The sequence below is a fragment of the Mesorhizobium maamorense genome (assembly GCF_044998965.1).
GTDB lineage: Bacteria > Pseudomonadota > Alphaproteobacteria > Rhizobiales > Rhizobiaceae > Mesorhizobium.
In genome coordinates this window covers 461,763-484,775 of sequence record NZ_CP173356.1, presented here as the reverse complement: position 1 = coordinate 484,775, position 23,013 = coordinate 461,763, and the positions used below count along the sequence as shown (strand labels likewise).

The window sequence follows — 23,013 nt, the reverse complement described above, 5'->3', positions numbered from 1 at the left end:
TCAGCCCCCCTGCGCATGCAGCCGCACCGGCAGCGCGCGGAACGTCCTAAGGAACGCGGAGGGCTCCCTAGTCGGCTGCTCGGCCAATGCCAGCGTGGGAAAGCGCGCCTGGATCCGCGGCAGGCTCTCGGCCAACTGCACCCGGGCCAATTGCGCACCGAGGCAGAAGTGGATGCCGTGGCCAAAGCTCAGCATGATCTTCCCGTCGCTCGACATGCCAGGACTGGTGCCGTAGAACCGCGCGGGATCGAAGCGGTCGGGATCGGCGAAGGCGTCCGGGTCGCGATTGCCGGCCGCGATCAGCACGCGCACGTCCGCGTTCTTCGGGATTGCCACGCCGCCCAGTTCGATGTCGCGTTGGGCGATACGCGGAATGGAGCTGAACATGGCGGGCGCGTCGCAGCGCAGGACCTCTTCGACGAATGCCTTCACTCCCACGGCGTCCCCCTGAAGCCAGTGCCGCTGTTCGGGAAACGCCAGCATCGCCAAGACGCCATGGTCGATGCTCGCAGCAGTGGTGGCGAAGCCGCCCAGCAGCATGCCCCACAGCATGCTGATCAACTCCGCATCCGACAGCGTGTCGGCATCGTCGTCGTGCGCGCCGACTAGCGTCGACACGATGTCGTGGCGGGGATCGGTGCGTTTGCGCCGTATGAGGTCGCCGAAGTAGGCCTGCACCCTGGCGCTGGCCGCGTCCGCCGCGGCGAGCTGGGGATCGCTGGCGTGCGGGCTCAGGCCTTCCAGAATAGCGCCGATGCCAGTGGCGAGCCCGAACATGTCGTCCTGGGGCATGCCGAACAGTTCGGCGAAGACCAGCATGGGCAAGGCCAGCGCGAATTCCCGGTGCAGGTCCACCGCCTCCCCCGCTCAAGCGCGGGCGCCATGCAGTCCAGGCGCTCTGCGACGATGCGCGCGATGCTCGGTCGCAGGTTGTCGATCTCGCGCATAGTGAAATCGCGCGAGATCAGCCGGCGCAGACGCGTATGCGTCGGTGGTTCCTTCATCGCTAGCGTGGACGCCAGCAGACTGAGCGACAGGCTGGTCGCCGCACGCGGGAAATAGCGCGCCAGTTCGCCCGGCGCCGGTCCCCGGAACGCATCGCCCGTGGCCTTGAGCACCCAGTAAATATCGACGTGGCGGCTCAACAGAAAGAGGCCCGACGCCGCGCGATGCACCGGATCGTGCTCGCGCAACCACCGCATGAACGGATAGGGGTCGTGGATACACGCTGGCGACGCCAGTTCGGCGAAGGCATCCCGGCATGCTGCCGTTGTTTCTTGCACGTCCATCTTGATTACCTGTTGGCTAGCTGATCTGATCGGCGCGTTCTAGGCACGCCGGCAAATTGCAGAGAAGATCGCGATCCGGGCGGCGTCCGCACATCACCAGAGCACCGGGAACTCCTCGAACCCGCCAGTGATGATCTCCTTGCGCAACTTGAGCGCTTCGGGGGCCACGGCCAGGCGCAGCGCGGGAAAGCGCTGAAAGATCGAACCGACCACCACCCTGAGTTCCAGCCTGGCCAGCGCCATGCCAATGCAGTAGTGCGACCCGTGGGAGAACGCCAGGTGGGGGTTTTCGTCGCGTCCGATATCGAAGATTTCCGGGTCATCGAAATGGCGCGGATCGAACGACGTCGCCGGCAGGCCGACGAGCACCTTGCTCTCCGCGGGAATATGCACGCCCGCGATAGTCACGTCGGTCCTCGGATAGCGCATGACGCCGTCCCAGCCCGCGCCCGGCGGGTACATGCGCAGGATTTCCTCCACCGCTTTGTCCACCAGGGATGGATCGCCGACTAAGCGTTCGCGCTGTTGTGGATGGCGGAGCATGGCCAGCAGGCCGAATTCGATCTGCGCAACGGTGCTCTCGTGCCCCGCCACCAGCATGCCCGCAGCCAGGCCGATCGCCTCTTCCTCGGACGCCTTGCCCTGGTCGACCGCCGCGAGCAGATCCGTCAGCAGGTTGTCGCCCGGATCTTGGCGCTTGTCCGACATCTTGCCGCGAATGTAGGCGCGCAGTTCTTCCCAAGCCAAGCGAGACGCGCTGCGCGGACCGCTTTCATGCTGATGCGTCATCACCTCGTCGGACAGTCCGGCGAAAGAAGCGTGATCCTCATAGGGCACGCCAATCAGCGCGCTGATGACCATGGCCGGAAGCGGAAAGGAGAGGTGGCGCTTCAGGTCGGCGGGCTGGGGCTGGGCGGCCAGCGTCTCGAACAACTTCGCGGCGATCGCCTCGACTTGTTGCGCGAGCAGTTTCACCCTGCGGTTGCTGAAGGCCGGCGCCACGATCGTGCGTAACCGGTCGTGCTCGCCCCCCTCGTGCGAGACCAGCCACCCCGGCGAACCGAGAATGACTGAATCTGGGGTGAATGCCGCTGGCGGCATTCCCGCGGGGCGGAACGCCGCATCGGACAGCGCCGCCTTGGCCTCGTCGTAGCCTGTCACCCACCAGCCTTCGTGCCCGGACGGGAAGCGCACGCGGTGGATCGGACCGTTGGCGCGTAGCGCCAACATCTCGGGCGAGGGCTCGATGTGATCGACGCGCCACATCGGCAACGTCGGCAGTGGTTTTTTGGGACATCGTGGCACTTCAGTCTCTAACCTATGGAAGGGCGAAAGGCGCTGCGGGCAGCCAATGACGTGAGACTGCATGTGGATGTCCGCGGCGTAGCCGACTTATCCTGCGCCTTCGAATTCAGGATAAGGCGCGTGTGGTAGGCCGGCCTTTGAGTCGTAGCCGGCCATCGACATTTCGTTCACAAGGGTCGAAGAGGGCGGCAGCCTGTTTGGCAGCGGCGGTTTCGCCGGGGTTCCCTTTCCATAGAATGCTATCTGATGCGGATTTGACATTTTCGGCGGCTCCGGCTTGCAACGAAGGAGTTTCAAAACTCGTGCCAATTTGGCGACCCAGCAGAGGAAAAAATATTACATTATTTTCAGCGAGTTGGCCTGAGGCCAGACAGCTCGGCGAAATAGGTCGGTGTCGCGGACCCGACAAAAGGCGACAGAACAGGTCGGATAGCGCACACGCCAAACTGGCGACTTCATGAGTTGTCTGTCCCGGAATGATGGCAGGCCGCCTGACCTTTTGAACCATGGCCCACCTCTCATGTAGTCATCTGGGGCGAACGAGGCCTGCTCGATGATAACGCCTGCCTCGCGGGTCCCATTTCGGATGTCATGCAGATGATCTGCTGAAGGATCGTGTGACTGGCAACGTATCGACGGAGATTCGCTAGCGCGGCCTCTGCTGCAGCGAAGCCGTCGATGAAAACGAGGAATTGGCGAAGGCCATCGTCGGTCGGCCGAAACTGATCACAGAAGGAGCGGCCTGCGCCGTAAGCGTTTGGGTGAACACGTCGCGCCGGCCTTGAGCTGGGCACGGTTGGACTTACCGCCCAGCTCTCTCACTTACCTACCGCACATAGCGACCGCTTTTGCGCTTGGCCGGCGCGTGCTCATCGGCCTCTACGCTGTCCTGATTATGAATGACTGCCAACTCGTCCCCCATTGCGGAGATCAAGGCCGCGACGCGGCCTCGCGCGGTAGTTCCGTGAGTTCCTCAATCCGACGCCGGCCTTCCGCGATGGCAATAAAATCGATGCGCTCGTCGACCGGCAGAGGCGGAGCGTTGCGGCTGGTCTCGTTGCCCGGCAAGCCTTCGAAGAAAAGTGCGATCCCATAGCACGATCGTTGTCCGCGGCGAAGGAGCAGGGCAGACGATCAAGTCTGCCGCCTAAAGGCGGCAAGCCCCTACCGCCAATTGTTCAAACGACCCGCAAGCCCCCGGCTATGTCGAGCAGGCGGCAAGGCAGGCGCCAGCGGCGGGTCCAGCCTGCGAACTGGCAGGCCATGGCCCGCCCCCAGCCGCTGATTGGACAGATGTTGCAGAAGGAGCGGACCCTGGCTGAAAAGGTAGTGCAGGCCGGCGACCGGCTGGTCAGCTTGTTCGAGTCGCATGCCGGTGTCATCGCCAGGGCGAACGCCGCAAGCGGCATGTCAGCAATTAATGGGCGTCGCCGGCGAGCTCATTGACGTGGTTTTATATTTCTGAATTCGTTTCAACTGCGGCCCAGGTCGACACTCTTCACCTGCCGCTCTTCCACGCCGCAGGAATGCAGGGAAATTCACGTTCCTGCCAGCGAGCATGCGCCAGATACTCAAGCGCGATTGTCTGAGAAAGGTAGACGATCTGAGCTGGCTGGATCGCACGCGGAAGGTCGCCCAGTGCGATTCCTAGGGTTTCGGCATACGCTATGACTGTACGGTAGCCCGCGAGGCCTCGCAGGAACACATGCGAGCGCGGGTCAGACCACAATTGAGCAATCTCGTTAAGCATCGAGCGGCAACCATTTACGGGAGCTAACATTTCACGGACGCGCGACCTCGCTTTGGCAATGTAGTCCGCGCGTGTCTTCAAGTGGAGGCGTTCGTAAGTCCAGCGGTGCGCTTTCCATTTCTGATCGGCGACCATTGCCCGCAGGAGTGAAACCGAGCCGCCTTCCAAGATAAGCAACGGCACGTGCTGATCAAATTGCGCTACATGATCGTGCAACAGGGAGTTCGCCTCTGCGGCATAGATCTCTCCAGCAATAACTGGCCTTTGAGCAAGGTAGATTCTACGGGTGAACCGCAGTTCGGCGTTTGAGGGTCGGCCGCTTCCGACGGCGAGTTCGGGATAGCATTGGATTCGGTCTAGAACGAGCACCGGCGCGCCCGTACGCTGAGCGAGTTCGAGGGACGCGGCGGTTTTGCCGGCCGTCGTCGGTCCAATAATGAGGTGCAGTCGCGGACTCATGACAGCGCAGCAGCAAGACGATCATTTCGGACGTGCGCAAACGCGTATTGTAGCCAAGGAGTAAACTCGGAAGGTTTCTCGCTCAGATATCGGGAGAGTGTCGGAGGAGGAAGGTAGGTCAAGTCAGTTACCTCAGCCGGTTGCGCGCCGGGATTCCGTTGCATACAGCCACGCACAAATGATCAATTTCGCGCTCGATCAGTCCAGGTTCGACGCGCGCCTCATATTGAAACACGCCGACTGGCCGCAGTCGGCAATCAAGTCCCATCTCTTCTTCGAGCCGGCGGTGAGCGGCAGCCAAAGTCGCCTCACTTGATCGGAGATGACCGCAGAACGTGTTAAACCAACAACCCGCGAGTGATACTTCACTGCCGCTCGACGCTGCATCAGAATTTCACCCGCCTATTGACCAAAAAAATCGACAACGCTCGGTCAGAAGCCTCTTTTATTTAGCAGTTACCTTGTCCTCGTCACCGACGAGGACCGCTTTTTCCAGCGGGACTTGGAGGAGACGCTCCCAGCCGGTATCGCAGCCGTGCCCTAGGGCCTCCTCACCTGTTCGCAGAAGACTGAATCGAAATAAACGAGCGATGACTGGCGCTGCAGCTCAGTACAAGGAAAGAACACGGTTAGGCTATATGGTGTCGAGCTTCGCCGCTCGGGGAGGGATTTCCAATCTGGTGCTTTCATCGTTTGAGCATGGCCGAGATGACATGCCGGACAAGGGGAGCATGTTGGGCGAACCGAAGCCCAGCATGGCGTGCAAGCCGTGCCACCGGTTGCTCGCTCGAGTAGAGGCCGACGAGTATATTCGTAGCATGGTAGAGAGGCGCCGCAGACAGGCGCAGCCACCTTTCATATCTGTGCAGCATGGCGGGATCGGCAATGTCACGGCCGTGGCGACTTGCAGTTAAGATTGCATCGGCAAGTTGCTTTTGGCTGCTGAGACCGATGTTGAAGCCATGCGCAGTCACCGGATGCATTCCGATAGCAGCGTCCCCGATGAGTGCCGCGCTCGGCGCCTTGAATTTGTGCGCCCACGTGGTGACCAGCGGATAGGTGTGGCGGTTGCTTGCCAATTCCATCTTCCCGAGACGGCCTCGACACCGGTTCGTCAATTCCAAGAGGAACAAATCGTCGTTGAAGGCAAGCAGTCTGTCTGCCTCGCTTGAGGGCAGAGTGAGCAGCAACGAGGACATCCCCTCCCCGACAGGCAACATCGCTATCGTTTGATGATGATCGAACCATTCGGTTGCCACCTGGTGATGGGCGCCCTCATGTCGCACACGGCAGATCAGCATCGAGTGGCCAAGCCGATTAATGTCGGCGCCGATGCCGAGCAGATCACGCGTGGGCGACAGGCGCGAATCCGCGGCAACAACAAGCCGGGCACTCAACTGCATGCCGTCAGAAAGCGTTATCACTGCTCCTTTGTGGCTGGTCGTTGCACGGACAACCGAGTGGCCGCAAAGCAGAAGTGGCTCATCACCCAGCCGAACGACTTTGAACAGCGCATCGCGAATGTGGCAGTTCGGGACCAAAATTCCGAGGGGTTCTCCAGACGCTCTGGGAGCGTCAAAACGCAGTGCGAAAGTGCTCGAACCGTTGAGCACTCGCGCGCCATAAAGCGGCGATTTCTCCGAAGCTGGGATCGTATCCCAAGCGCCGAGCTGGCGAAGGATTCTGATGGAGGCGGAAGTCAGAGCGATTTCGCGGCCATCGAAAGGCGCATTCGCGAGACGGTCGATGGAGTTCTGTTCAACAACAGCCACCTCGAGTTGGCTTTGGGCGAGCGAAGCGGCGAATGAAAGGCCGACCGGCCCGGCTCCTACGACAACAATATCGAAGCAACGGTTAAGGCTGCACATCACCGTACCGCCATGGGTGGAATTGTGCAGGGCAGATGCAGGTTACACTCGGACCGGTGCTGTGCGCCGCCTTCGGGCGGCTGCATCGCGCCAAGGCGCAGGGCAGTAAAACCCGAAGCGTACCATCGGTCCAATTGCGGACGCGCATGATTGGACCAGTCATAGTCTCCTCGCAGCCAAACGTAAGGCCAGCCAGCAAGCGAGTTTCTCACAGTGCCGGCTGTTGACTGGCGAAGCCCCACAATCACGCTGCGCACAGGGTCGGCATCAACCATCGTCGAGCGCGTCACCCCCGACCCGCGGAATGATCTGGCCGCCGCCCGCGCTCCCACATCGCCGGCTCTGCTCATTCTTCGCGACCGTTTTGATCGAAAGCGCGCATAGGTCTTCGGCCGCGACTCGTCGAAGCAGCAGAGCCGACCACTACGGTGAAAAGGCAAAACCGTCGAGACGGTGACACTGGCGACCAAACTCCCACTGAGCATTCGTTCTCCCTTGCAGAGCCGATAAACCACGGCAATGAGGAGATAGTCCTGATCTGGATCAGCCAGACGCGTTTGAAGGTAGAGCGGGCTCCCGCTCCACTGGTGATCGCGACCTCGCACTCGCAACCCGTACAGAGCATGGCAACTCAGCCCGGATAGCGGCTTCATTCACCGTTCCAGATCGTCATCCTGGTCGACGAGGATCCGCTCGGCGGCGCCGTCGAGATCCTCATATTGACCACTCCTCAAGGCCCACACAACGCCAGACAGTCCCAGCGTGCCGAGAAACAGAGCCACCGGAATGAGGTAGACAAGCGTCGTCACGACGGCTGCGCCGATGCATGAATGCCAGAGCGCGCAGCTGTCGAAGAAACTCTCGTCATCCTGGCGCAAAGCCTTGCAGACGCAACGCATTTCCAATGACAAGCAGTGATGAAGCGGACATGGCGATCGCCGCGATCAATGGCGTGACGTGTCCCAGTATGGCGATCGGCACGGCGACAGCATTGTAGACGATCGCGATCACGATGTTCTGGCGGATAAGACTTCCCGCCTTGCGCGAGACATCCAGCGCGAGAGGCAATGCCAGAAGACTTTCGCGCAGGAAGACGAAGTCGGCTGCGTTGCGCCCAATGTCAGCGGCGGTTGCCGGTGCGATCGAGACACGTGCTGCGCTCAGTGCAGGCGTGTCGTTGAGGCCGTCACCAACCATCAAAACCCTGTGTCCGTCTTTCGCCAGGGTCTCGATGCATTCGACCTTGCCGGACGGCAGCAGGCACGGAACGAAGTCATCGACACCCAGCACCTTCGCAACCTCGCCGCAGGCTGCCGCGGTATCGCCCGACAGCATTTGGACCGACACCCCGAAATCGTTCAGTTGCCCGATCGCCGCCTTGGCATCGGCGCGCAGCGCATCCTCGAAAACAAAGGATGCGACAATCATCCCGTTTTTCGTCAGCACCGTTCCGCCGTAGCGATGTTTGCCTTCTCCACCGGTTCGAGCCTTCCAGCCAGCCCACCCGCGTCGGCCCAGTCGCCAGGTACTTCCCACGTCAGTGGCCTCGATTCCAAATCCCGGATGCTCTGTGACGGCATCGAATTTGTGTTGCCCGCCAGGAGCGGCAAAGCCGGTTATGGCCTTTGAAAACGGGTGACGCGAATGCGCGGCCATGTCGGCGGCGATTGCTAGCATGCCCGGATCAATCGAGCCTGCATTGACCAGCCGGGGCTGACCGAGCGTGAGCGTTCCGGTCTTGTCGAACACCGCTGTATTGATCGTCGCCAAGCGCTCCATGGCCGAACCGTCCTTGACCATGATGCCGCTCTCGAACAGGCGCCGCGCGGCGACCACCTGCACGATCGGCACGGCGAGACCGAGCGCGCATGGGCATGTGATGATGAGAACGGCGATGGCGATGGTTATCGCCTGGTGCCAGTCGCCGGTCGCCACCATCCAGCCAAGGAACGTCGCGAAGGCGGTGAGATGAACCACTGGGGCATAGAGCGCTGAAACGCGATCGGCGATCCGGCGATAGTGCGCGCGGCCACCCTCTGCGGCTTCCATCAGGCGAACCATTTCCGCCAGAAACGAGATCTTTCGCGGCGGCTGTCGCCTCAATCGTCAGCGGGCCGGTCAGGTTGAGCACGCCGGCCTGCACAGTCTCGCCCGGCGCCACGTTTTTCGGCGCGCTTTCGCCTGAGGCCAGCGAGCAGTCCAGATCCGACGCCCCCTGAATGATCTTGCCGTCGACGGGGATTCTTTCACCGACCGCGATCAGCAGCTGCATCCCCGGTTCGATCTCGCCAACCGGCAGATAGTCCCGCGCGCCGTCGCCGCGCAGCACCATGGCGCCGCGTGCGGCCAGCTGCGACAGGCCTTTAACGGCGGTCCGGGCACGTTCGCGCATCACGTGATCCAAGGTGCGGCCGATCAACAGGAAAAACAGCAGCGACACCGACGCGTCGAAATAGGCGTGGTCGCCATGGCTGATCGTCTCATAGAGGCTCATGGTATAGGCGAGCGAAACACCGACCGCGATGGGCACGTCCATATTCAAGCGGCCGTGGCGCACTGCATTCCAGGCCGAGCGGAAGAAGATGCCACCGGCGAAGGCGAGCGCCGGGATCGCGATCAGCGCCGAGACCCAGTGAAACAGGTCGCGGGTAGCCCCTTCGGCGCCGGACCAGACCGAGACCGAAAGCAGCATGATGTTGCCTGCCGCAAAGCCGGCGACAGCGACGGCGCGGATCAGCTCGGCAAGCGTCTTGTCTCTTTCATCGATCTCGGCGGCGAACAGATGCGCCTCGTAGCCCAGTCGTCCCAGCGCAGCGACGAAGGGCGGCACCTCGTCCCCATGCCACCGGATCGCGACGCGTTTCGTCGACAGGTTGACACGGGCGCCTTCGACATTGTCGAGCTTCGCCAGCGCCGCCTCGATCGTTCGGATGCAGGCAGCGCAATGAATCGTCGGCACGGAAAGGTCAGTCTGGCGAAGATCGTCGCCAAGCGAGCGGCTCGCGAGCCTGATTTCCTGGCTGGATGGCAGCACCGATGCGGTGCTGCCCAGATCCAGCGCCATTTCGGCGCTCGGTGCACAACAGCTCATTGCAGCGCTCCATGGGAAATCATGATCCTGCGGACGTCGCGATACGGTTTATCCAGACCGGCGTCGACGTCGACTTCGACAATCCAGACGCCACCCTTCGGCATGTGCTGGGCTGCGAATTCCTGGCCCGAGGCGAGGGCGAGCGTGACGGACTCGTCCTCTTTCTCGTATGCGGGATGGCGAAACAGCATCTTGACGCCATGCAAGGGAACCGGCTTGCCGGCGGTATCGGTGAGGCCGTAGCGGACCTCGCCCCATGCGATGGTCAGCTTTCCGGTCCAGCCAAGGGCTGCCTGCGCGCGACCCTCCTTGGCCTTCTTGTTGAATTGCTGGCTCGCCACATAGGTGTTTTCGACGACTAGTCCGGTCCAGCTTGTGTTGGCGAGCGTCGCCATGGTCAGATTGACCGCGATGACCACGCCGAAAAAGGCCAGAACAATGGCCAGCATGTGCCTGCCGGTGAATTCGCGGGGTTTCTCAGCGTTAGCGGTCATCTGGCGATCTCCGGCGCGTTGAAAGTGGCGGTGTATTCGTCCGCCTCGAAACTCGATTTGTCCTCGACACGGAACTTGAAGGTCTGTGCCGGAGCGTGGATCTGGTCCGCCGGTTGCCGAACGAAGACCTTCAACGTTTTCAGTCGGTCGGGTTCGATCAGGATGGCCAAGGAACGGCCTGCGGGGATGTCGTCGCCGACGACGATCATATCAGCGCCTTCAAGGCCCTGCATGGTGACGACGATCGTCCTCGGTTCAGGGATCATGTTGAGCAGCTTGACAGTATAGCCGTTGCGTATGGACCCGTCAGACAGCGTGACGAACTGCGGATTGCGGTCATGCAGCACGTTCAGTTCAAGCCGATCGCGCGTCAGCAGCGAATAGAGCAGGCCAAGCCCGATCAGCGACCACAGGCACATGTAGATGTAGGTGCGCGGCCGAAAGATCTTGCGAATGTGAAAATGTACCACCTGATCGGAGAAGGTGCCAACACGAGCCCTGACCAGCGACGGATTGATTGAACTGGAGCCGCCTGCGATCGCCCGCGTCATGTTGGCGTTGTAATCGGAGAGCGTCGCGTAGGAGATCAGCCCACGCTCCTTGCCGAGCTTGTCCATGACGCCATCGCATGCGTCGATACACAGCGCGCAGGTGATGCATTCGAGTTGCTGGCCGTCGCGAATGTCGATCCCCATCGGGCAGACCGCAACGCAGGCATTGCAGTCGACGCAATCGCCGACGGACTGCCCGGAGGCTTGGACCTTCTTGGCGTGACGCGAGCGCGGTTCACCCCGCCAGTCATTGTAGGTTACGGTGAGCGAATTCTCGTCGAGCATGGCTGCCTGAATGCGTGGCCATGGGCACATGTAGGTGCAGACCTGTTCACGCATCAGCCCGCCGAACGTGTAGGTGGTTGCTGTCAGGACGGCGATGGTGATGTAGGCAACCGGTGCGGCGGTACCGGTGAAAAGCTCGCCCACAAATGTCTGCGCATCAGCGAAATAGAAAATCCAGGCGCCGCCGGTCGCCGCGCCTATGACCAGCCAGATCGTGTGCTTCGACAAGCGCATCATCAGCTTGCGCGCGGTCCAGGGACCTGCATCGAGCTTGATGCGGGCGTTGCGGTCGCCCTCTATCGCGCGCTCCACAACGAGGAACAGATCAACCCACACCGTCTGAGGGCATGTATAGCCGCACCAGGCACGGCCGACGGTCGAGGTAATCAGGAAAAGACCGACGCCGGCCATGACCAGAAGGCCAGCCACGTAAAAGAATTCCTGCGGCCATATCTCGATGAAGAAGAAATAGAACCGCCGATTGGCGAGATCGAGGAGCACGGCTTGATCTGGGGCAAATGGACCGCGATCCCAACGCAGCCACGGCGTCATATGGTAGATGCCAAGCGTGATCGCCATCACCAGCCATTTGAAGCGGCGAAAGCTGCCTGAGGTGCGCTTGGGGAAGATTTTCTTGCGTCTGGCATAATGCGGCCGGCGCGGATTGCGGGAATTCATGGCCGAGGCTTCGAGCCGTTCTATTCGCGTACTACTGCACACGTGCGTCTCCACTCCCAGCCGATGTCAGAAGCGTGCCGCATTGATGATGCGGCGCAGCCGAAATGGTGTCGAGGCCCGGCTCGCGCCGGGCCTCGTCGCTTGGCAGGGGAGGCCGAGAATAGGGCTTTCCTTCCTATTCTCCGCCGCCAAGCGAATGGACATAGACCGCAAGTTCCTTGACTTTGATCTCGCCGAGACGGCCGACCCAGGCCGGCATGACTCCCTGTTTCGGTGCACGGACCTGGGCGGCGATGGCCGCCTCGCCGGATCCATAGAGCCAGATCGCATCGGTCAGGTCGGGCGCGCCGAGCTCCTTGTTGCCCTTTGCATTGTCGCCATGACAGCCCACACAATTTTCAGCAAAGACCTTGGCGCCGGGCTCGATCAGACTTGCGTCCTGGACCTTGCCGGAAAGGCTGGCGACGTAGGCGCTGACCTGAGCAATCTGGTCAGCGGTTATGATGTCGCCAAAGGCAGGCATTTCCGACAGGCGCGTGTCCGGATCGGACGCGAAGCGGATGCCGTGCGTAATTGTCTGCTGGATCTGCTCGGCCTTGCCGCCCCACAGCCAGTCGTCGTCGTTGAGATTGGGAAAGCCCTTGGAACCTTGGGCGCCGGAGCCATGGCATTGGACGCAATTGATCTTGAAGGCGGCGCTACCGGCGGCAATGGCGAATTCGCGCAGGGCATCATCCGAGACGACTTCCCAGACACTTTTCGACTCCACCGCCGCGAGGTATTTGCCCTTCGCTGCTTCCGAATCCGCCAGCTCGTGCTTGACGTCATTGCGGCTCGAATAGCCGATAACACCCGTAGTCGCAGAGTGCAGCAGCGGCCATGCCGGATAGGCGATTGTGTAGCCGATCGCCCAGACGATGGTGACGTAGAAGATGGTGATCCACCAACGCGGAAGCGGGTTGTTCAGCTCCCGGATGCCATCCCATTCGTGGCCGGTCGTTGGGACCCCAGAGACTTCATCGATATGCTCCTCGCTCATGATCACTCGTCCTGAAGCGGAATTAGGGCAGCTTCGTCGGCCAGCGCGCGGCTTCCGGGGCGGAGCGCGAAGACACTTGCCCCCGCAAAGAAAAGCGCCATGGCAAGCAGACCCCAGCTATCCGCAAACTCCCGCATCAAATTATAATCCATGGAAAACACTCCTCAGCGGTAGCCGGCGGCTTCGTCGTAATTCTTGAAGTCGACCAGCGTGCCGAGCATCTGGAGATAAGCGACAAGGGCATCCATTTCGGTGACCTGTTGCGGGTTGCCGTCGAAGTCGCCGATCTTGGCTTTGGGGTAGCGGGCTTCGAGGCCGGACGTGTCGGCGTTGGGATCGGCTTGCGCCATCAGGTCGGCATTGGCGTGGGCGATCATGTCATCGCTGTAGGGGACACCGACACGCCTGTTGGCAACCAGATGCGTCGAGAAGTGCTTCACCTCGATCGGCGTGTCTTTGAGGAACGCGTAGCTCGGCATGATCGATTCCGGCACCACCGAACGCGGATCCGTCAGATGCTCGACATGCCACAGACTCGAGTAGCGGTCGCCAACCCTGGCGAGGTCGGGCCCGGTACGCTTCGATCCCCACTGGAAAGGATGATCGTACATCGACTCGGCAGCCAGGCTGTAGTGACCGTAGCGCTCGACTTCGTCGCGGAAGGGCCTGATCATCTGGCTGTGGCAGACATAGCAGCCCTCGCGCACATAGATGTTGCGCCCAACGAGCTCGAGCGGCGAGTAGGGACGCATGCCTTCCACCTTCTCGATCGTGTTGTCGAGATAGAAGAGCGGTGCGATCTCGACGATGCCGCCGATGGTCACGACAAGAAGGGAGCCTACGAGAAGAAGGGTGGCGTTCTTCTCGATAATGGCATGTTTGTCCATTAAGCCCATCGGTTTGGCTCCCTAGCAGGTTGCAGGACAGGCGCGGCACCCGACATCGGCCTCTCCTCACGCTGGTGGCCGAGGATGGTCATGGCGATGTTCCAGGCCATGATCAGGGCGCCGGAGAGGTACATGGCGCCGCCGATGGCGCGCATCACATAGTAGGGGTGCATGGCGGCGACGGTTTCGGCGAAGGAGTAGACCAGGAAGCCCTGCTCGTCGTATTCGCGCCACATCAGGCCCTGCATGATGCCGGACACCCACATAACCGCGGCGTAGACGACGATGCCGAGGGTCGCCAGCCAGAAGTGCCAGGTAACCAGCCGCAGCGAATAGAGCCGGTCGCGGTTCCAGAGCTTCGGAACCATGTAGTAGATCGCGCCGAAAGAAATCATTCCGACCCAGCCGAGCGCGCCGGAGTGCACGTGACCGATGGTCCAGTCGGAGTAATGCGACAACGAGTTAACCGCCTTGATAGCCATCACCGGGCCTTCGAAGGTCGACATGCCGTAGAAAGCGACGGCCATCACCATCATCCGGATGATCGGATCGGTGCGCAGCTTGTCCCAGGCGCCGGATAGCGTCATCAAGCCGTTGATCATGCCGCCCCAGGACGGCATCCACAGCATGATCGAGAACACCATGCCGAGCGTCTGCGCCCAGTCGGGCAGAGCGGTGAAATGCAGGTGGTGCGGCCCGGCCCAGATATAAAGGAAGATCAGTGCCCAGAAATGGATGATCGACAGGCGGTAGGAATAGACTGGCCGGTTCGCCTGCTTGGGCACGAAGTAGTACATCATGCCGAGGAAGCCGGCGGTGAGGAAGAAGCCGACCGCATTGTGGCCGTACCACCATTGCGTCAGCGCGTCCTGGACCCCGGAAAAGGCGGAGTAACTCTTTGAACCGAGGAAAGAGGCCGGCATCGAAAGGTTGTTGATCACATGCAGCATCGCGATGGTCACGATGAAGGACAGGTAGAACCAGTTGGCGACGTAGATATGCGGTTCCTTGCGCTTCAGGATCGTGCCAAGGAAGAGGATGAGGTAGGCGACCCAGACGATGGTCAGCCAGATGTCGACATACCATTCGGGTTCGGCGTATTCGCGGCTCTCGGTAATGCCGAGCAGGTAGCCTGTCGCGGCCATGACGATGAATAGCTGGTAGCCCCAGAAGACGAACCAGGCGAGATTGCCGCCGAACAGGCGGGCGCGACAGGTGCGTTGCACGACGTACAATGACGTGCATAGCAGCGCGTTGCCGCCGAAGGCGAAGACGACTCCGGAAGTGTGCAGCGGCCGCAAGCGTCCGAAATTGAACCAGGGCTGAATGTTGAGATCGGGAAAGGCCAGCTGCAGCGCGACAACGAGGCCGACCAGCATGCCGACAACGCCCCAGAACATTGTGGCGATGGCGCCGTAGCGGATCGGATCGTCCATATAGGCGGATGGGTCGATCGCAGTTGCCGGCTTGAACTCCGTGTTGCGCAACAAGATCCCGGTGAAGGCAGCAAGGGCAAAAAACAGCACCCACATATGCTGGCGGATAGGGCCGTCAATGCCGAAGCCGGCAGCCACCAGGGCTGCAAAGGCAAATAAGCCCACCACGACGATCGCTGTGCCGAATTTCATCGCAATTCCTGATCCCGACTCGGGCGGACGCCAACTCCGCTGTGCATCAATTGCGCAGCTGTCCTCTGCTCGCCCTGATCCATGTCAGGCGCCAGGTTTGTTCGTAGAACCGAGTTCGCGCAAATCAGAAGGCAGCATATAGAGGAGCGCGCGACGGGCCTGCCCCGCTCACGACATGTGGATTGTTGCCCGAAGTCGAGCGGACGTTGAGGCGGGGGCGATATGTCGATGCGTGCCCTCCGCGACTTTGGAAGTACTGATCGTAACGTAGCTTGGAACGGCTCGGGAACCAGGCAAATGGCGACATCGCCACTACCATTGCGGCTACGAGGACCTCAACGATCAATGCTTCACCGGCGAGCTGTCCGGAACACTCATGGCGGCTGGCTAGGGTATCTGATAAGGCTCGCGGATGCTGTCGGGTCCATGCTGCCGAGGGCTCGAAAGCTGTAGCAAAACCTTGCGTCGAACGCAGTCCTGTCGCGGATTCCGAGTTGGCGGCGCAGACCCCGCCACTTGGGATTATTCAAACTGCCGCGGCCTTCGGCCGCCGCAACGCTGCTCCAGCCGGCCGACGCTCTCTACCCTCACATGACGTTTGTTCTCGATCCGTATCACGCCTTCAACTCGCAATCGAGTCAGCTGCCGGCTCACGGTCTCATTCGTCAGTCCAAGGAAATCAGAGATGTCGGCACGAGTTAGTGGCAGATCGAAGGCCGCTGAGCTGGCGGTCGGATTAACACTGGAATCGATATTCAGGGCGATCATGAAGAGAAAACTCGCCACCTTTTCCGATGCCGTCTTGCGCCCGAGCGTCACCATCCATTCGCGTGCTGCGTCAAGTTCGTCCAGCGCCTGCCTAAGCAGGCGATGCTCGAGTTCCGGTGAATCCTTCATCATCCGTTCGAGGACTGACTTGGGGAACGAACACAGCGTGACAACAGTTGCTGCTTCCGCACTGATCTCGCTTTCCACCTTGAAGGGTCGCCCCAGAAAATCCGGTGCAAACCGGAGAGCTACGATCTGCTGGCGACCATCCGAAAGGCTCTTTGTGAGCTTCACCACGCCTGAAAGCACATTCGAATAGCTGCCGACGGCCTCGCAGTCGCCGATCAGTTCGACTCCTGGCTCGATCTTGTGCCGCGACGAAGTCTTGGCAAGCGCTACCAAACGGTCTGGATCGAGCGCACCGCAAATACCGCGACGCCTTCCCTCGCAAGAGCGGCAAAGAACGGGAATGCCGGAACTGTGAATGTCTTGCCGTAGTGTCATGCGCTCGCTCTACCCTCTCCCAAGCACCGACATGATAGCAATCCAGGGTAGAGAAATCCTTGCGGCAGTTTGTCCGAGCTGCACTTGATCGAAATCAGGGCGTTGGCCGGCCAACCAGTCAAGAGTTCCAGCGATGCAGACATGGTGACCACGACATGCAGTCGAAAGTAGCTGCCCGGATTGTCGAAAACGTCCCTCGCTACACCAGCTATCCGACGGCACCGCATTTCCATGAGGGCGTCGAGGCTGCGGCTTATCGCGGCTGGCTGGAGGCGCTCGGCGAGGACGATGAGATATCGCTCTACGTGCACATCCCTTACTGCCACAAACTTTGCTGGTTCTGTGCGTGCCACACCAAGCAGACACGCCACTATGAACTGGTGACCAGATATCTGAGATCATTGCATGCGGAGATCGCCAGCGCCTCAAGCCTCGCCAGAGGCAAGGGCCGGGTGCGTGCCGTCCATATCGGCGGCGGTTCGCCGACAATGCTCAAGCCCGATGACATGGTGGCCCTCGGGACCGCATTGCGCAACAGCTTCTCATTTCTTCCCAGCACCAGGATCAGCGTCGAAATCGAACCCAACGATATCGACGAAGCCCGCCTCGACGCGCTTGCCGAAATCGGCATTACGAGGGCGAGCCTCGGTGTGCAGGATTTCGATCCGAAGGTGCAGAAGGCCATCAATCGCGAGCAGACCTTCTTGCAGACCAGAACAGTTGTCGACGGCGTTCAGTCCCGCGGCGTCGAATCGGTCAACCTGGACCTGCTCTACGGCTTGCCGCACCAGACCAGGGAGAGTGTCTTGTCCACTGTCAGGCAGGCACTCACGCTGGAGCCGGACCGGATCGCCCTTTTTGGCTATGCCCATGTGCCATGGTTCAAGAAGCATCAGACAATGATCGACGAGGCCTGGCTGCCAGGCCCGGAGGAGCGGCTTGCCCAATCGCAACTGGCAGCACGCGCCATCCTCGAGCACGGGTATGAAGCGATCGGGCTCGACCATTTCGCCAAACCGAACGATCCGCTGGCGCTTGCCGCAAGTTCGGGGAGTTTGCGTCGCAACTTTCAGGGCTATACCGAGGATCGCTGCGAAACTTTAATCGGCCTCGGCCCCTCGTCCATCAGCCAATTCAAGCAAGGCTACGTCCAGAACATGCATTCAACCGCCGAATATAGCCGTATGGTGGATCAGGGTGGGTTGGCTTCGGTCCGCGGAATCGTTTTCTCCAACGACGACCGCGCTCGCGGCTGGATCATCGAGCGGCTGATGTGCGATTTCGGCTTCTCGGCAGTCGAATTGGTGGAACGCTTTGGCAAAGCCGGCCAGAAGCTCCTTCTCCGGTCGAGTACCGTGGCCCTCGACAACCCCGTCCGATTGCTTGAACTCGATGGCGACCGTTTCGTCGTGCCGGTGGAAAGTCGTCCCTTTGTCAGGAGCGTCGCTGCGAAGTTCGACAAATATCTCGAAAGCGGAAAGGCCAGGCACTCGGTGGCAATTTGAGCCAGAGTGCGTCGCAGACCGGGCAGGGGTCCATCACGGTGACCTTTCGCCACGCCACTATGTTGTCAGCGCACCCCTCTCGTGAAGAATCAATGACAAGCACGCAGGCATACTAATCGGATCGGAAAACCTAAGCTGACGCGCTGCATCCACGCTGCCTCCACACGACGCTGCCGCGTTAATGGTTGTCTTCCCGGTCGAGATCGGCCGCCGCATGATGGCGATGGACCATCTTGGCGACAGCTCGGCCTCATATGGATGGACCCGCCGAGCGGGCGGTGCGCCACCATTGCACTTGACCAACTCTCTGCTGCGGTCATTTGGAATCTGAAGCTGGCTGAGACCGCGACTTGCCCGGGACGCTGGCCGTCGCCATACCTTCTTTTCTGGCCTTGGCAAACGCTCTGTCGCCTTCCAGAAATCCCGCCAGCATGAAAGGGATGAGTTCCGCCACCGTTTCAGACTCGCCGTAGGTCTGACGATAGAGCGCTGCATACGCATTGAGTTCTTGGCTCAACTCCGCGCTCACGGTGATGGTGATCTTCAAAGGCGTTCGATCTGGAAGCTTACCAAGTTTCAAGTTGGCCATAATCACTCCCGTTCAACTTTGTACGGCCGCAGCAAAAGGTCCTTGTGCACGATGACGCGCAGCGGCCAGCCTGGTCGGATAGTGATGGTGGGCTGAACATTGAGATTCTTCTCAGTTATGCGCTGGCCGGCTCGACTGACATTCTGCTGGGCGGATTCGCGGATCGCCTTGACCAGATCGCTTTCATTGTCTCCGAGGCTCAATTCGGTGCCCACGCCAAGCAAGGTCGCAAGCGCAAACCCCTTAATCAGCTGCCAGGTGTGGAAATCCACCTTGTCCTCAAGCCCTGCATATCCGCCGCTGTCGGTTGCCGGCAGATTGTCGATTTCGATCGAGGAACCGTCCGGCAGGATTATTCGCTGCCAGACCAGCAATGCGCGCCTTTGCCCAAACGCCACCACGCTGTCATAGGTGCCGATCAGCCGTGAACCTTGTGGAATGAGCAAGATGCTGCCCGTGACTGTGTCTTGGACATTCTCTGTGACCTGCGCGACGACAAGGCCGGGTAGGTCGGAATTGATGCCGGTGATCAGGCTTGCCGCGATCACGCTGCCAGCCATCAGCTGGTAGGGCGAAGCAGACGTCTGCAGCGCATGCGGATTGTAGATCCCGCTTGTGCTCCGCTGACTGACAAAATCCAGCTTGCGCTGTTGGTTGTTCTGATCGCCCTCGGCTGGAACGACGGAAGCCGACGCGCCTGTCGCTCCCGGTTGCGGAACCGCTTCAGGCCGCTGCTGTACACTCTCCCCGCCGCCCGCGAGATCTGTCGTTCTCGGTCGATTGTCGATTCGGAACAACACTTGCGACTCGCGCGCTTCGATCGCCTGCTGGGCAAGGCGCTGATCCTCGGCGGAGACGTCCTGTCCCGGCGCGATGCCGAGTTGGCGCTGCCGCTCGAGGATGGGGCGGCCGAGATCACCGGGTAGCGGCGGTCCAAGCACCGGGGGCTTAGACTTGACGCCGGAGTAATCCCTGGGCAGCCCGTCGAGTCCCTCGGCGGTGGGCTTGTGGTCAGGATGGTAGAGGTCTTCCGCATGCCCTTTGAATCGCAATGCCGGTCCCTGAAGCGCAATCATCATAACGCCCAAAATGGCACCACATCCGGCGGCAGCGATCGCGACAATCACACCTCGCCTGAAGCGCACAGCCGCGCGGGGTGAGGCGCGCAACTGGAGCTGGTCGGGATCAAGTTTCGGCGGCGCATTGGAGTGGGACTTATCGGTCATGAGCCTTGTCCCCTCACCTGCCAAAACCGGCAAAGAGCGGCATCCGACGCGGCGATTGCCGACCGTCAATCCTTGTGATGCGCACGACCTGCTGCGGCTTGGCGCCGAGGCGCAGTTCGGCCGCGGCGAACAGGCGATCGACGATGTAGTAGTTGCCGCGCATGCGGTAGTTGACTAGCTGATTGCCGCCGTCAGCACCGACGATGAAGAGCGGCGGCGCCTCGCCCTGATCGATGCGGCGCGGGAATTCGATGTAGACCTTGCTGCCGTCGTCAAAGGCCCGTGTCGGTCTCCACGGCGGTGTGTCGCCGGCGATTGAATAGCGGAATCGGATATTTTCGAGCGCAACATTCGACGCGACCGGCGTAGCAGCCTCGGCCTGAACGTTTCGCCGGCGCAGCGCAAGGATCTGGTCTTCGATGTAAGTCCAAGAGATGGCCGCCATTGCGGTCTTCTCCGTGCTTTGGAGCTGCAAGTGATAGGTGCGTCGATCCGTGGTGATCACCAGATTTGTGGTAAGCTCGGGCGCGAACGGCTTCACCAAGACATGGGTGCGCTGACTGTCACCGGTGCCACTGACGGTATCGCCTATGACCCAGCGGACCGTGTCCCCGGCGGATACGGCTGTCAGCTTCTCGCCCGGCTGCAGAGCAATATCGGTGATGCGCTCCGGCGCGGCAAAGAGCTGATAAAGCGCACCGTCGGTGAAGGGATAGATCTGGACCGCGTTGACATAGCCATACCTGGTTGGCTGCCGCGTTGCGGCCTTGTTGGCATCGGCAACGCGTTCTTCAGGTGAGCGCTTGTCTTCGGCGCCCTTGACCGGGTCAGGCTGCGACTGGCCGGGCAGCGGTAGCGGCTTTGGCACCTCGACGATCTTGACCGGTTTCTCCGGCGGCTTCTCGATTGATGCTGCTTTGAAGTCGGCAGCGTCATAGGAAATCTCGGGCGGCGGCACTGGCTTGGACGCGCAGGCGGACAGTACCGCGGCTGAGGCCGACAGGATCAGCGCGGCACGGAGCGAGGGGGCTCTATTTGTCATTGGCGGGCTCCTTTGGGGAAACGGATGACGGCGCGGCGCTGTCGAGCTCGCGCGACCAATCGATGGCGTTGATGAAGACGCCGAGCGGATTCTTGCGCAGTTGGTCGGTATTGCTTGGCGGCCGGATCATGACCGTTAGGATCGCCGTCCAGCGGGTCATGCTGGCAAGGCTGCCGCGCTCAAATACCTGCTCGGTCCATTTGACCTGGAACGAGCTGTCGGAGGCCCGCACCACGCTGGTCACCTGGACGGACACGCTGCGCGTGCCGATCTGACCGAAAGGGTCGTTCGCCTTTGCATATTCGTTGAGGAAGTGCGCGGCGCGGTCGGTGGCAAAGTCATAGGCCGCCAACCAGTTCTGCCGCACCAACACCGGGTCGGTGGAAACGGAACGGATATTCTGGATGAAGCGGCCAAGATGCCAGGCGATCTGGGCATCCGTTGGCTCGTAGTCCCGGATTGCCGAGGCTACGGCGCGCGCCTCGCCAAAGCGGTCGACCTCGACGACGTATGGCACAACCCGGCTCTGCATGGACTGCCAAATGAGCCCGCCCGAGAGCCCGGTTGCCAGCGCCAGGCAGCCAAGAGCCATCAGCCGCCAATTGCGGGCCTGCACCCGCGATGAGCCGATGCGCTCATCCCACAGGTGGCCCGCCCTCTGGTACGGTGTAGTGGGCTCGGGTGTCTTGCCGTAGCGTTGAACGGATCGCTTGAAGAGCATCTAGTCGTCCTTGTCGTTGAGAGAGGGATTGGCGCTACCGCCCGGTCTGTCACCATCACGCACGGCCTGTATGGCGGCGTGGCGGTGGGCTCGCGCAGACTGCTGGGAACGCAGGCGCCTGGCCCAGCCAGGGGCCGCGTCGGCGGTCGAACCCGCGGCACTTTCATTCATCGTCGCGACAGGCGACCCGCCGGTCGCGGTCCATGCGGCTTGGCGCCCGGCATCGGCGCTGCGCCCGAAGGTTCCCGCGGCAGATCGTGCCGCTCGCATTGCGGCGCCACTGGAGGCACCCGCCACGCCCTGCATCCCAGCAGCCACACCGGACATGCCCGAGTCAGGCGAGGTCGCACGCCCCAACTGCCACGCTGAGGAAGCTGCCGAACCAATGGTCGTACCGGCTCGAATTGCGGCATGCCCGCCATCAGCTGCCACGCGCGCGCCAGCGACCGCGGCACCTCCGGCAACGAGTGTTGCACCGACCGCGGCCGCGGCCGTACCCAGTGCGGCGCCCGCACCAAGCTGCGGGGCGCCGGAGACGAGACCGGATGCTATTCCGGGTCCGAAAATGCCCAGCCCAAGAAGCGCCAGCGCGCCCAACACCTGCGACATGGCTGCGGCCAAATCCGGCTCCTTGCCTTGCAGCGCGGAAGCGAACTCACCAAACAGTGTGGACCCGATGCCGACGACGACGCCAAGCACCATCACCTTGATGCCCGACGAGATTACGTTACCGAGCACACGCTCGGCCAGGAACGCCGACCGGTTCCAGAGTGCGAAGGGCACCAGAACGAATCCGGCGAGAGTGGTGAGCTTGAACTCCAGAATGGTGATGAAGAGCTGGATGGAAAGAATGAAGAAGGCGATGATGACCAGGAACCAGGCCACGAGCAGCACGAAAATGGTGAGCGCGTTGCCGAAGATTTCAGGAAAGCCAAGAAGCTGGCTTGCCTGGTCAAGCAGCGGCCAGGCGCCCTCAAAACCTGTGGCGGCAATACGTCCGGGCCGCAGGAGATTGTCGGGGGAAAGATTGTCGGCAGAAGCGTTGATGCCCAGCCCGGCAAAGGAGCGGTATATGATGTCGGCGAGGTTCTTGAAATTGTTCAGGATGAAAGCGAAGACGCCGACATAGAGCACCTTGCGGACGAGGCGGCCCAGAATGTTGGGCTCGCCGGCGAATGCCCAAGCGAGCCCGGCTAACGTGATGTCGATGCCGATCAGCGTCGTGGTGAGGAAGGCGACATCGCCCGACAGCAGACCGAACCCGCTGTCGATATAGCGGATGAAAGTCTCCATGAAGCGATCGATGACCCCGAGGTCGTTCATTCCGTCTTCCC

General features: G+C 61.2%; 17 protein-coding genes and 3 pseudogenes. 1 reads left to right on the top strand and 19 read right to left on the bottom strand.

All coding sequences use genetic code 11. The features are described 5' to 3' along the window. The 14 genes and pseudogenes from ACIU1A_RS02895 to ACIU1A_RS02830 form a co-directional block, all read right to left on the bottom strand. Nucleotides 1-1,289, bottom strand: a pseudogene (locus ACIU1A_RS02895) (cytochrome P450). Between the two features lie 93 nt (nucleotides 1,290-1,382). Next, on the bottom strand, nucleotides 1,383-2,555 hold the full coding sequence (locus tag ACIU1A_RS02890) for a cytochrome P450 (RefSeq protein WP_404926545.1): 1,173 nt from the start codon (nucleotides 2,553-2,555) through the stop codon (nucleotides 1,383-1,385). Nucleotides 2,556-4,092: 1,537 nt separating this feature from the next. Then, the gene (locus ACIU1A_RS02885; RefSeq protein WP_404926544.1) at nucleotides 4,093-4,803 is read right to left on the bottom strand and encodes an isopentenyl transferase family protein; all 711 of its coding nucleotides are present in this window, start codon (nucleotides 4,801-4,803) and stop codon (nucleotides 4,093-4,095) included. 127 nt (nucleotides 4,804-4,930) lie between these two features. After that, nucleotides 4,931-5,143: pseudogene (locus ACIU1A_RS02880) on the bottom strand (NUDIX domain-containing protein); the annotation flags it as partial. 346 nt (nucleotides 5,144-5,489) lie between these two features. Further along, complete coding sequence (gene ubiM / locus ACIU1A_RS02875; RefSeq protein ID WP_404926543.1) at nucleotides 5,490-6,671, bottom strand: 5-demethoxyubiquinol-8 5-hydroxylase UbiM; 1,182 nt, start codon at nucleotides 6,669-6,671, stop codon at nucleotides 5,490-5,492. Nucleotides 6,672-7,324: 653 nt separating this feature from the next. After that, entirely contained in the window at nucleotides 7,325-7,480 is a 156-nt protein-coding gene (ccoS, locus tag ACIU1A_RS02870; protein ID WP_404926542.1) for a cbb3-type cytochrome oxidase assembly protein CcoS, read from the bottom strand. Then, nucleotides 7,477-9,762 (bottom strand): annotated as a pseudogene (locus ACIU1A_RS02865) (cation-translocating P-type ATPase). The gene ccoS and the pseudogene ACIU1A_RS02865 overlap by 4 nt, the downstream one beginning before the upstream one ends. Beyond that, nucleotides 9,759-10,256: a FixH family protein gene (locus tag ACIU1A_RS02860; RefSeq protein WP_404926541.1), complete on the bottom strand. Its 498-nt coding sequence runs from the start codon at nucleotides 10,254-10,256 to the stop codon at nucleotides 9,759-9,761. The pseudogene ACIU1A_RS02865 and the gene ACIU1A_RS02860 overlap by 4 nt, the downstream one beginning before the upstream one ends. Further along, nucleotides 10,253-11,770, bottom strand: coding sequence for a cytochrome c oxidase accessory protein CcoG (ccoG, locus tag ACIU1A_RS02855; protein ID WP_404927840.1), 1,518 nt, complete (start codon nucleotides 11,768-11,770; stop codon nucleotides 10,253-10,255). The genes ACIU1A_RS02860 and ccoG overlap by 4 nt, the downstream gene beginning before the upstream one ends. A gap of 175 nt (nucleotides 11,771-11,945) precedes the next feature. Continuing rightward, nucleotides 11,946-12,809: a cytochrome-c oxidase, cbb3-type subunit III gene (gene ccoP, locus ACIU1A_RS02850; RefSeq protein WP_404926540.1), complete on the bottom strand. Its 864-nt coding sequence runs from the start codon at nucleotides 12,807-12,809 to the stop codon at nucleotides 11,946-11,948. Between the two features lie 2 nt (nucleotides 12,810-12,811). After that, nucleotides 12,812-12,961 (bottom strand): cbb3-type cytochrome c oxidase subunit 3, encoded by a 150-nt coding sequence (locus ACIU1A_RS02845; protein WP_404926539.1) that lies wholly within the window; start codon nucleotides 12,959-12,961, stop codon nucleotides 12,812-12,814. A 12-nt stretch (nucleotides 12,962-12,973) separates the two neighbouring features. Further along, nucleotides 12,974-13,705, bottom strand: a complete 732-nt coding sequence (gene ccoO, locus ACIU1A_RS02840) for a cytochrome-c oxidase, cbb3-type subunit II (protein ID WP_404926538.1) — start codon at nucleotides 13,703-13,705, stop codon at nucleotides 12,974-12,976. After that, nucleotides 13,696-15,324, bottom strand: a complete 1,629-nt coding sequence (ccoN, locus tag ACIU1A_RS02835) for a cytochrome-c oxidase, cbb3-type subunit I (RefSeq protein WP_404926537.1) — start codon at nucleotides 15,322-15,324, stop codon at nucleotides 13,696-13,698. Before ccoN ends, ccoO begins: the two co-directional genes overlap by 10 nt. Before the next feature lie 522 nt (nucleotides 15,325-15,846). After that, nucleotides 15,847-16,596 carry a Crp/Fnr family transcriptional regulator gene (locus tag ACIU1A_RS02830; protein WP_404926536.1) on the bottom strand — a complete coding sequence of 250 codons (750 nt, stop codon included), beginning with the start codon at nucleotides 16,594-16,596 and terminating at the stop codon, nucleotides 15,847-15,849. A gap of 155 nt (nucleotides 16,597-16,751) precedes the next feature. Here ACIU1A_RS02830 and hemN point away from each other — a divergent pair, with 155 nt between their 5' ends. Beyond that, on the top strand, nucleotides 16,752-18,101 hold the full coding sequence (gene hemN, locus ACIU1A_RS02825) for an oxygen-independent coproporphyrinogen III oxidase (protein WP_404926535.1): 1,350 nt from the start codon (nucleotides 16,752-16,754) through the stop codon (nucleotides 18,099-18,101). Nucleotides 18,102-18,417: 316 nt separating this feature from the next. On the opposite strand, the gene ACIU1A_RS02820 is transcribed toward hemN, so the two are convergent. From ACIU1A_RS02820 to trbL, 5 genes are read right to left on the bottom strand one after another with little or no spacing between them, the layout of a single operon-like run. Then, a complete protein-coding gene (locus tag ACIU1A_RS02820) occupies nucleotides 18,418-18,690 on the bottom strand; it encodes a DUF2274 domain-containing protein (protein ID WP_063171452.1) in 273 nt (90 codons plus the stop codon). A gap of 2 nt (nucleotides 18,691-18,692) precedes the next feature. After that, complete coding sequence (locus ACIU1A_RS02815; RefSeq protein ID WP_404926534.1) at nucleotides 18,693-19,916, bottom strand: TrbI/VirB10 family protein; 1,224 nt, start codon at nucleotides 19,914-19,916, stop codon at nucleotides 18,693-18,695. A gap of 13 nt (nucleotides 19,917-19,929) precedes the next feature. Then, nucleotides 19,930-20,958: a P-type conjugative transfer protein TrbG gene (trbG, locus tag ACIU1A_RS02810; RefSeq protein WP_404926533.1), complete on the bottom strand. Its 1,029-nt coding sequence runs from the start codon at nucleotides 20,956-20,958 to the stop codon at nucleotides 19,930-19,932. Continuing rightward, complete coding sequence (gene trbF / locus ACIU1A_RS02805) at nucleotides 20,948-21,679, bottom strand: conjugal transfer protein TrbF (protein ID WP_404926532.1); 732 nt, start codon at nucleotides 21,677-21,679, stop codon at nucleotides 20,948-20,950. Before trbF ends, trbG begins: the two co-directional genes overlap by 11 nt. Next, complete coding sequence (gene trbL / locus ACIU1A_RS02800; protein WP_404926531.1) at nucleotides 21,680-23,002, bottom strand: P-type conjugative transfer protein TrbL; 1,323 nt, start codon at nucleotides 23,000-23,002, stop codon at nucleotides 21,680-21,682. Between the last annotated feature and the right edge of the window lie 11 nt (nucleotides 23,003-23,013).

Excerpts from the sequence above, each read along its gene's own strand:
- ACIU1A_RS02830 (WP_404926536.1), bottom strand. The coding sequence starts at position 16,596 with ATGACACTACGGCAAGACATTCACAGTTCCGGCATTCCCGTTCTTTGC.
- ccoN (WP_404926537.1), bottom strand. The coding sequence starts at position 15,324 with ATGAAATTCGGCACAGCGATCGTCGTGGTGGGCTTATTTGCCTTTGCA.
- hemN (WP_404926535.1), top strand. The coding sequence starts at position 16,752 with ATGCAGTCGAAAGTAGCTGCCCGGATTGTCGAAAACGTCCCTCGCTAC.
- ACIU1A_RS02860 (WP_404926541.1), bottom strand. The coding sequence starts at position 10,256 with ATGACCGCTAACGCTGAGAAACCCCGCGAATTCACCGGCAGGCACATG.
- ACIU1A_RS02885 (WP_404926544.1), bottom strand. The coding sequence starts at position 4,803 with ATGAGTCCGCGACTGCACCTCATTATTGGACCGACGACGGCCGGCAAA.
- trbF (WP_404926532.1), bottom strand. The coding sequence starts at position 21,679 with ATGCTCTTCAAGCGATCCGTTCAACGCTACGGCAAGACACCCGAGCCC.
- ACIU1A_RS02820 (WP_063171452.1), bottom strand. The coding sequence starts at position 18,690 with ATGGCCAACTTGAAACTTGGTAAGCTTCCAGATCGAACGCCTTTGAAG.
- ACIU1A_RS02845 (WP_404926539.1), bottom strand. The coding sequence starts at position 12,961 with ATGGATTATAATTTGATGCGGGAGTTTGCGGATAGCTGGGGTCTGCTT.
- ccoP (WP_404926540.1), bottom strand. The coding sequence starts at position 12,809 with ATGAGCGAGGAGCATATCGATGAAGTCTCTGGGGTCCCAACGACCGGC.
- ACIU1A_RS02890 (WP_404926545.1), bottom strand. The coding sequence starts at position 2,555 with ATGTGGCGCGTCGATCACATCGAGCCCTCGCCCGAGATGTTGGCGCTA.
- ccoO (WP_404926538.1), bottom strand. The coding sequence starts at position 13,705 with ATGGGCTTAATGGACAAACATGCCATTATCGAGAAGAACGCCACCCTT.
- ACIU1A_RS02815 (WP_404926534.1), bottom strand. The coding sequence starts at position 19,916 with ATGACCGATAAGTCCCACTCCAATGCGCCGCCGAAACTTGATCCCGAC.
- trbL (WP_404926531.1), bottom strand. The coding sequence starts at position 23,002 with ATGAACGACCTCGGGGTCATCGATCGCTTCATGGAGACTTTCATCCGC.
- ubiM (WP_404926543.1), bottom strand. The coding sequence starts at position 6,671 with ATGTGCAGCCTTAACCGTTGCTTCGATATTGTTGTCGTAGGAGCCGGG.
- ccoG (WP_404927840.1), bottom strand. The coding sequence starts at position 11,770 with ATGAATTCCCGCAATCCGCGCCGGCCGCATTATGCCAGACGCAAGAAA.
- trbG (WP_404926533.1), bottom strand. The coding sequence starts at position 20,958 with ATGACAAATAGAGCCCCCTCGCTCCGTGCCGCGCTGATCCTGTCGGCC.